7 protein-coding genes and 1 pseudogene are annotated in these 8,443 nt (G+C 61.2%); 3 read left to right on the top strand and 5 right to left on the bottom strand.

Annotation, left to right across the window (positions count from 1 at the left end; all coding sequences use genetic code 11):
• Positions 1-20: 20 nt before the first annotated feature.
• The 3 genes from NTD89_RS06390 to NTD89_RS06380 all read right to left on the bottom strand — a co-directional run bounded on the left by NTD89_RS06390 (position 21) and on the right by NTD89_RS06380 (position 2,926).
• On the bottom strand, positions 21-788 hold the full coding sequence (locus NTD89_RS06390; protein WP_262206768.1) for an N-acetylmuramoyl-L-alanine amidase: 768 nt from the start codon (positions 786-788) through the stop codon (positions 21-23).
• 123 nt (positions 789-911) lie between these two features.
• On the bottom strand, positions 912-2,231 hold the full coding sequence (locus tag NTD89_RS06385) for an ATP-binding protein (protein ID WP_242195561.1): 1,320 nt from the start codon (positions 2,229-2,231) through the stop codon (positions 912-914).
• Positions 2,231-2,926: a response regulator transcription factor gene (locus NTD89_RS06380; RefSeq protein ID WP_106576501.1), complete on the bottom strand. Its 696-nt coding sequence runs from the start codon at positions 2,924-2,926 to the stop codon at positions 2,231-2,233. Before NTD89_RS06380 ends, NTD89_RS06385 begins: the two co-directional genes overlap by 1 nt.
• A 177-nt stretch (positions 2,927-3,103) precedes the next feature.
• Between NTD89_RS06380 and dsbD the strand changes: the two genes are divergently transcribed.
• Genes dsbD through dsbG form a run of 3 tightly spaced genes read left to right on the top strand, consistent with a single transcriptional unit; the run spans position 3,104 to position 6,413 of the window.
• Complete coding sequence (gene dsbD / locus NTD89_RS06375; protein ID WP_262206767.1) at positions 3,104-4,831, top strand: protein-disulfide reductase DsbD; 1,728 nt, start codon at positions 3,104-3,106, stop codon at positions 4,829-4,831.
• Positions 4,831-5,676: a TlpA disulfide reductase family protein gene (locus NTD89_RS06370; protein WP_106576499.1), complete on the top strand. Its 846-nt coding sequence runs from the start codon at positions 4,831-4,833 to the stop codon at positions 5,674-5,676. Before dsbD ends, NTD89_RS06370 begins: the two co-directional genes overlap by 1 nt.
• Positions 5,652-6,413 carry a thiol:disulfide interchange protein DsbG gene (dsbG, locus tag NTD89_RS06365; RefSeq protein ID WP_106576498.1) on the top strand — a complete coding sequence of 254 codons (762 nt, stop codon included), beginning with the start codon at positions 5,652-5,654 and terminating at the stop codon, positions 6,411-6,413. The genes NTD89_RS06370 and dsbG overlap by 25 nt, the downstream gene beginning before the upstream one ends.
• Positions 6,414-6,680: 267 nt before the next feature.
• Here dsbG and NTD89_RS06360 read toward each other — a convergent pair.
• A pseudogene (locus NTD89_RS06360) lies at positions 6,681-7,679 on the bottom strand (chitinase); the annotation flags it as partial.
• 40 nt (positions 7,680-7,719) lie between these two features.
• Entirely contained in the window at positions 7,720-8,355 is a 636-nt protein-coding gene (locus NTD89_RS06355) for a lytic polysaccharide monooxygenase auxiliary activity family 9 protein (protein WP_262206766.1), read from the bottom strand.
• Between the last annotated feature and the right edge of the window lie 88 nt (positions 8,356-8,443).

Genomic DNA, 8,443 nt, shown 5'->3' with positions numbered 1-8,443 from the left:
CCACCCCCCAAATAAGGCGCTCAAATCCCCCGATAACGATCATTCAACGCATACAAAATCGCACACGTCTCCCCATCCAAAACCCCACCATAATCCCGACTCCGAAAGTGCATCTGAAACGCCCGCGTCCTCAGCTCAAACGCCCGGCGATTCTGGGCCGGCTTATACCCATACCGCTGAAACGCCCGCTCCACCTCAACCTCCGGCGGCAACCCAAGACAAAACCGCCGCTGGTACATGCCCCGCGTCGCCTCATCAAACCAGGCCCCAACCCCTGCCTCGAACAAACACCGCCAAGGCAACCGAGGCCCCGGATCGCTCTTGCGCCAATAGGCAACATCCGAATGCCCAAGCACATCGGCAGGCCCAATCTGCGGATAGCGCCCAAGCACATCGCGAACCAACGCAATCAACACATCAACCTGTTCTTCGCCATACGCTGGAAACGTAAACACGCCCCCCTCATCCCGCGCCAAATTAACAATCTCGACACCAATCGACCGGCTATTGAGATCATCCCGCCCACCCCAATGACTGACCCCGGCATGCCACGCACGCTTATCCTCGTCCACCAGCCGAAACACGCGCAATTCGTCATGGCCGGTGGCGCGGTAGCCAGGGTCATCCGGATCGGGCAGCAAGTAGTGAGCGCTGACACCCTCTTGCGTGAGCGTACGCAGGGATGAAGCGAAAGGCGCCGCGGTGTAATGCAAAATCACCTGCTGCACGGGCTCAGCGTTACGCTCATTGAAACCCCTGGCGGGGAAACTGCTATCGACCACCAACATAAGAACCGTCCTTTTCAGTACAGGCCGAGTCATTCAGCCCGCTCAAGCGCAAAAAAATTACCGCCATCCTGAAGGGAAGAATGTCAGGCGGGCGGTAACTATTTGGTGCTTGAAGAAAAGTGCTCAGCGCCGCAACGGCATCCCCAGATCGACCCGTAAACCATCTGCCTGACTGTCGAATTTCAGCGAGCAGGAGCAGCGCTGCACGATCGCCTGCACAATCGCCAGACCCAGCCCACAGCCCTCGCTGCTGCCATTGCGCCAGAAGCGTTGGGTCAGGTATTGCAGGTCCTCACTGGAAATCTGCTTGCCATGATCACGCACGCGGAACACCACCGTGTCGGCGGTGGTGAACACACTCAGCTCCACCCGGGTATCACCCGGCGTATGGCGCAGCGCGTTATCCAGCAGGTTGCGCAAGGCCGCGACCGCCAGGGCCACCGGCATTTCCACCGGCGTATCGGTGAGGTTGGCCGACAGGATCAGGTCGATACGCCGGTTGTCACCGGCGTTGGCATCCTGAATCGCCAGCCGTGCGACCTGTTCGGCGCTTGATTGCAGGCCGTCATCGAACGACAGGCTGCCTTCCACCCGCGCCAACAGCAGCAATTGCTCAAGGGTGCGATGCAGGCGGTCAGCGCCCTCCTCGGCATGGGCCAGGGACTGGTCGCGCGCCGCGCCGTCGGTCATGCGCGCCACTTGCAGGTGGGTCTTGATCGCCGTCAGCGGGCTGCGCAGCTCATGCGCGGCATCACCGGTGAGGCGGCGCTCACGCTCGATGGTCTTGGCGATGCGTTGCAACAGTTGGTTCTGGGTGTCGAGCAGCGGTTTAAGCTCGCTGGGCAAGGGGTGAATCTGCAAGGGTTCGAGCGAATCGGCGCTGCGGCGCATCAACGCGTCACGCATGCGGTTGAGCGGCAACAGGCTCTGGCCGATGCCCAGCCACAGCAGGCACAGGCAACCCAGCAAGGCTACGCCGACCGGCACCGAAGCCGCCAGCAGGATCGACAGGTTCAGCGCCTCGCGCTCCACCTGACGGTCGGCCGTGGTGATCAACAAGTCCCCCCGGGACAGGGTGAAACTGCGCCAGCCGACGCCGTCGATGACTTGATCGCGAAAGCCACTCTTGCGCGACTCCAGGCCTTCATCCGGGGTCATGTGGCTGCGCGCCAGAATTTCCCCACGCAGGGAGCTGACCTGGCAGGCCATGCCACCCGGCACATTCAGTTGCTCGGTGCGCAGGTGCGTACCGCCGCTCACACTGGCCAGGCCCGGCATCTGCTCGGTCAGCCCCGCGACCATGCGCGCCGACGCCACCAGACGCTGGTCGAGGGAGAACATCATCTGGTTGCGCAGATCGTTGAGCATCCAGGCCGCCGCCAGCAGCCAGATCAGCACGAAAGCAGCGCCCAGCTTGAATGTCAGGCGCAGGCGCAGGCTCATCACGAGGCGTGTTCTCCATCATCGGCCACGCCACCATCGGCCGTGCCCAGGCGATAACCGAGGCCGCGTACGGTCTCGACGATGCCGTTGCCCAATTTGCGCCGCAGGTGATGGATATGCACGTTGAGGGCGTTACTTTCCAGTTCGTCGTTAAAACCGTAGACGCTGTCCTTGAGCTGCTCGCTGGACAGCACCCGGCCTTTGTTATGCAACAAGGCCTGCAACAACGCTTGTTCGCGACGGGAAAGATCCACCGGCTCGCCGCCCAGGAAGGTTTCGCGGCTGCTGGGGTCGTAGGCGAGGCGGCCGTGTTCGATCAGGTTGACCCGGCGCCCCGCCACCCGCCGCAGCAGGGTTTGCAGGCGGGCGGCAAGCTCACGCAGGTCGAAGGGCTTGAGCAGGTAATCGTCGGCACCGGCTTGCAGGCCGTCGACACGGTTGGTCACAGAATCGCGCGCCGTCAGAATCAGCACCGGAATCTCCAGTCCCTGGCTGCGCTGTTGTTGCAGCAGCTTGAGTCCGTCTTCGTCGGGCAAACCGAGGTCGAGCACCATGATGTCGAACGTGGCTGCCTTGAGCATCGCTCGCGCAGCCGCGGCCGTGGCCACGCGTTCGACGGTAAAGCCCTGAGCGCCGAGGCCGGCCACGATGCCGCTGGCGATCAGTTCGTCGTCTTCACAGACCAGTACGTGCATGGTGAACCCTTCATGAAAGATGGGGAGAATTAAAGGTGCAGCGGATTAAGCGCCGATTATGCCGTGAAAAGAGGCGCGCTCAGACACGCCCTTCACTTTAGAATAGCCCCCGGTTAATCATCGGTTAATCAACGCCACACATTGTGTCCCTAACTTGCACCAAACTAAGGCTTGACCATGCGGCATCTGTTTACCTTTCTACTGGTAATGTTCGCGGGATTCGCCCAGGCCGCGCCGGGCAACCCTTTTGAAAGCAAACCCGATTTCCTCCCGGTGGGCAAAGCCTTCACCTTTACCTCCGAACGCCTGGAGTCTGGCGAGACGCAGCTGTATTGGCAGATTGCCGACGGTTACTACCTGTACCAGCAACGCATGAAGTTCGACGGCCTGGCCGACAAGCCGGCGTTACCGCAGGGCGAAGCCCACAGCGACGAGTTCTTCGGTGAGCAGCAAGTGTATCGCCAGGGCCTGGAAGTGAAGATTCCGGCCGGCGCTACCGGCCAGGTCAAACTCGGCTGGCAGGGTTGTGCCGATGCCGGCCTGTGCTACCCGCCGCAGTCGATCACCGTGGACCTGGGCGGCAACCCCGCCGTCGCCGCCACCGCACAAGCCCAGGACCAGAGCCTGGCCAGCGGCCTGCAACAGCGCAGCCTGGGCTGGAGCCTGCTGGTGTTCTTTGGTCTGGGCCTGCTGCTGGCATTTGCCCCGTGTTCGCTGCCGATGCTGCCGATTCTCGCAGGCCTGGTGGTCGGCAGTGGCGCGAGCCCGCGTCGTGGTTTCGCCCTGGCCAGCAGCTACGTGATATGCATGGCGCTGGTATATGCAGCGCTGGGCGTACTGGCCTCGCTGCTCGGCGGCAACCTCGCAGCATGGCTGCAAACGCCGTGGATTCTTGGCAGTTTCGCCGCGCTGTTTGTGATCCTCGCCCTGCCAATGTTTGGTTTCTTTGAACTGCAATTGCCGGCCTTCCTGCGTGATCGCCTGGACAACGTCAGCCGTCAGCAAAGCGGCGGCAGCCTGGTAGGCGCCGGCGTGCTCGGTGCGCTCTCCGGCTTGCTGGTGGGGCCGTGCATGACTGCGCCACTGGCCGGCGCGCTGCTGTATATCGCCCAGAGCGGCAATGCGCTGCACGGTGGCTTGATTCTCTTCGCCATGGGCATCGGCATCGGCATCCCGCTGTTGCTGCTGGTGACGGTGGGCAACCGATTCCTGCCGAAACCGGGCACCTGGATGAACGTGCTCAAGGGCGTCTTCGGCTTCCTGTTCCTGGGCACCGCAGTGCTGATGATTCGCCCGGTGGTCGGCGAAAGCCTGTGGCTCGGCCTGTGGGGCGTATTGGCCCTGGTGATGGCTTACTGCGGCTGGGGCCTGGCGCGCGAATACGGGCTGGCGGCCAAAGTGTTTGGCGCAGGCTCCCTGGTGCTGGGCCTGTGGGGCGCAGTACTGGTGGTGGGCGCGGCCGGTGGCAGCGACGACCTCTGGCAACCGCTGAAAGTCTACGGTGGCTCGCGGGTTGCCGCCGCACCGAGCGCCCATGACGCGTTCATGACCATCAATGACCCGGCCGTGCTGCAAACCCAGCTCGACAGTGCCAAGGCGCAGGGCCAATGGGTGCTGGTGGATTACTACGCCGACTGGTGCGTGTCGTGCAAGATCATGGAAAAACAGGTATTCGGCAAACCGGAGGTGATGGACGCCCTTAAAGATGTGCGCCTGCTGCGCCTCGACGTCACCGCCGACACCGCTGCCAGCCGTGAGCTGCTGGGTCGCTACAAGGTGCCGGGGCCACCGAGCTTTGTGTGGATCGGCCCCAACGGTGAAGAACGTCGCGCCCAACGCATCACCGGCGAAGTGGATGCCGCCGCCTTCCTGCAACGCTGGACGCAAACCCGAGACGCACGCTGATGCTGACCCTGACCATCGGCACCTTTGCCATCGCCCTGAATCACATCCTGCTGATCAGCGCGTTGATTCTCGCCACCCTGGTGGGCTGGCGGGTGGCCAAGCGTGGCGGCGAAAACCCCGAATCGGTGCTGTTCACCCTGTTCCTGCTGGGCATGTTGGCCGCACGCGTCAGCTTTGTCGTGATGTACTGGAGCGATTACAGCCGCGATCCCCTGCAGATGGTCGACCTGCGCGACGGCGGTTTCCTCGCCTGGCCCGGCGTGATTGCACTGGTACTCGGCGCCCTGTTGTACGGCTGGCGCCGCCCTGCCCTGCGCAAACCGTTGAGCGCCGGGGTGGTCACGGGCTTGGTGTTCTGGGGCCTGACCAGTTTATCGCTGAGCCTGTACGACAAAGGCGCGCAACTGCCGGACATCACCTTGCGCAACGCCAATGGCGACGTGGTGCAACTGGCCGACTACAAAGGCGGCCCGCTGGTGATCAACCTCTGGGCCACCTGGTGCCCACCGTGCCGCCGGGAAATGCCGGTACTGGAGCGCGCCCAGCACCAGCGCCCCGACGTGACCTTCCTGTTCGTCAACCAGGCCGAAAGCATGCAAAGCGTCAGCACCTTCCTCGCGACCCAAGGCCTGACCCTCGATAACGTATTGTTTGACGCCAGCGGCCGACTCGGCCAGGCCGTGGGCTCCATGGCCTTGCCGACCACGCTGTTCTACCAAGCCGATGGGCGCCTGATCAACAGCCACCTCGGTGAGCTGTCCCAAGCCAGCCTGGCCCGTGCCATGGAACCCTTCGACACCGCCCCTGAAAGGAAACCGACATGCCAAGCCTCCGCCACCTGCTGACCCTGCTGCCGCTGACGCTCGCGGCCACCCTGGCCCAGGCCGAAGACTGGCCGGCACCGATCAAACAGATCGAAGCCAAAGGCGCCAAGATCCTCGGCAAGTTCGATGCGCCCAGCGGCCTCACCGGCTACGCCGCGCAGTACCAGAACCGTGGCATGGCGCTGTACCTGACTGCCGACGGCAAAAGTGTGATTGCCGGCAACCTGTACGACGCCGAAGGTAAAGACCTGAGCAGCGCGCCCCTGGAAAAACTGGTGTATGCGCCGATGGCCAAGGAAGTCTGGGCCAAGATGGAACACAGCAACTGGATTCAGGACGGCGATAAAAACGCGCCACGTATCGTCTACCTGTTCAGCGACCCCAACTGCCCGTACTGCAACATGTTCTGGGAACAGGCACGGCCGTGGGTAAAGGCCGGCAAGGTGCAGTTGCGCCACATCATGGTGGGCATTATCCGCGAGGACAGCCCAGGCAAGTCGGCTGCGCTGTTCGCCGCCAAAGACCCGCAAAAAGCCCTGGAAGAACACGAAGCCGCCGGCAAAGGCAGCAAATTGCAGGCGCTGGACAAGATCCCGGCGGACATCGAAGCCAAGCTCGATGCCAACATGAAGTTGATGGAAGAGCTGGAATTGTCGGCGACGCCGGCGATTTTCTATCTGGATGACAAGGGCGGGTTGCAGCAACAGCAAGGCGCGCCGTCGCCGGACAAGCTGGCGAAGATTCTGGGGCCCAAGTAATCGGCGTTTCCCTAAGACTGTTTCGGGCTTGCGCAACAGAAAACGAGCAAAGCAAGTTCATAAAAAACGGATGAAAACTTGAGCCTGACGCAGAAAATCCGATGCCCAAAGAGGGCATCGGATTCTATTTGATAAAGCCAACGATCAGCTCATAAACACAGCTGTTTGAGATCAGGCACGTCTGCCCGATGTCTCCTTGCGCTACCGCCGATTGGCGACGTCGAGATCCGCCTCATCCTCACCGAGGCCAGACAGATGAGTGCCTGTGATCAACGGCCCATAACGGCGGCTGAATTCCCAGTTGTAGGGCACGTGGTCTTTGCTGATCCCGTTGTCCCAATTCACCGACCATGTCATCAGGCCCTTGATCGACAACCCTTTGGCGTCCAAACGCTTGAATGCATTGGTCACGGCTGCGGGGTTGATCACATAACCGGTGGCGGCTGCGTCGACGTTGGCCGGCAGACCAATGACGAACTTGTCCGCCGGGATTTTGGTAAACCCTCGCGTTCCGCTCACCAGACTCTCGGTCAGGTAAAACAGGAAATCCTCTTTCATCGCGTCGTTGTTCTGGGCAATCCAGGCACCGTTGCCGTTGTTGGCCTCCTGCACCCAGATCCCGTCGCCCCCCTGGTTGTAATACTGCGGGGCAATGAAGTCGTAATAGCCTTCCAGCGCCTGGATGTAACCGACGTATTTGCCGGCGGTGGTCAGGTAAGGAAACTCCGGCGCCATGCTGATAATGAAGTGTTTGCCTTCACCGGCGTAATGGTCCTTGACCAGTTTCAACGCGGCGGGCAGGACAGTCTTGTTGTCGGCGAAATCAATCGCGCTCTGTTCAAGGTCGATGTCCAGGCCATCAAAGCCATAGGTTTCCACCAGGCGGATAATCTCGTTGGCCAGTGGCTGTTCGTTGCCTTTATGCAGCTCGATGTGCGCATCGGCGCCGCCAAGGGAAATCAGCACCGCCCTGCCCTGGCTGTTTAGCACGCCCACCTGACGGCGGAACTCGGCGTCGGAAAGGTTGTACGGCTTGAACGTTGGGATACCGTTGCCTTTCATGAAGGCCACGGCCACCACGTTGTAATCCTTCGGCACGTCCGCCAGGTTCATATTGGCGAATTGGCCACGCTGGTAACCGTCGCTCGCGCCGGCAGGCCAGTTGTGCCAGAAGCCCATGAGGATCTTTTTGCCGGCAATGCTCGGCATCAGCGAAGCGACATCGTTCAGCGGCGATTTCAGTGAGGTGAAGTCAATATTTGTCATGTTCTAATCCTTCAGAACGTATGGGTTTAACGGCGCGGGCTTATTTGAAGTCCACGTCGAAGGCTTGATAGAAGGCGTTGCCGGTGTTGGCGACGATCCACATCAATACGATCACATGCTTGCCCTTTTTGTTGGCCGGCAGTTTCACTTCATGATTGACCTTGGCCTTCAGTTCACCTGCATGGCTGAAGTACGGCACCTGGGTATAGAAGTCTTCGGCGAACGGCTGGGTTTCCAGCTGTGCACGGGTGATGCGCTGTTTCGGATCCCAGCCATCCTTGGTGATCAGCCAGCGATAGCCACGGGTGGTGTGCGGCGCGGTGTATTCCCAGGCGACCTTGAAGGTCTGACCCGGGTCGACATTGAGCAGCGGCCAGGTGAAAGCACGGTTGAGTTTCTTGGCCATTTCCTCGTTGGTGAAGTTGATGCAGTCACGGGCATCGGTCTTGCCGCCGCTGAGGATGAAGCCGTCGGCGGGTGGGGTGACGCTGTCACTGTCGGTTTGATAAGGCGCCGGGAACGGACCGGCAATCAGTGCCGGAAAGTTCTTGCCGCCCTCCATTTCATTGACCTGCCAGGTAGCCAGCAGGCCGAGATCCACGGCGACTGCGCCACGGCTGGAAGGGGACGTGACACGACCATGGCGAAGAGGTGTCTGGGTGCGTGGTTTATTCATGTGTGACTCCATTGATAGTGATTAAGAACTCTCCCTTCCTGAAGGAGAGAACCTCAACCTAACGGAGTTGCCTTTTTTTGCCACAGGC

The sequence above is a fragment of the Pseudomonas sp. 14P_5.3_Bac1 genome, from assembly GCF_025466135.1.
GTDB lineage: Bacteria > Pseudomonadota > Gammaproteobacteria > Pseudomonadales > Pseudomonadaceae > Aquipseudomonas.
Note: the sequence above shows the minus strand (reverse complement) of the source record. Positions and strands in the feature narration are given on the sequence as shown.

Excerpts from the sequence above, each read along its gene's own strand:
- NTD89_RS06355 (WP_262206766.1), bottom strand. The coding sequence starts at position 8,355 with ATGAATAAACCACGCACCCAGACACCTCTTCGCCATGGTCGTGTCACG.
- NTD89_RS06390 (WP_262206768.1), bottom strand. The coding sequence starts at position 788 with ATGTTGGTGGTCGATAGCAGTTTCCCCGCCAGGGGTTTCAATGAGCGT.
- dsbG (WP_106576498.1), top strand. The coding sequence starts at position 5,652 with ATGCCAAGCCTCCGCCACCTGCTGACCCTGCTGCCGCTGACGCTCGCG.
- NTD89_RS06370 (WP_106576499.1), top strand. The coding sequence starts at position 4,831 with ATGCTGACCCTGACCATCGGCACCTTTGCCATCGCCCTGAATCACATC.
- NTD89_RS06385 (WP_242195561.1), bottom strand. The coding sequence starts at position 2,231 with ATGAGCCTGCGCCTGCGCCTGACATTCAAGCTGGGCGCTGCTTTCGTG.
- dsbD (WP_262206767.1), top strand. The coding sequence starts at position 3,104 with ATGCGGCATCTGTTTACCTTTCTACTGGTAATGTTCGCGGGATTCGCC.
- NTD89_RS06380 (WP_106576501.1), bottom strand. The coding sequence starts at position 2,926 with ATGCACGTACTGGTCTGTGAAGACGACGAACTGATCGCCAGCGGCATC.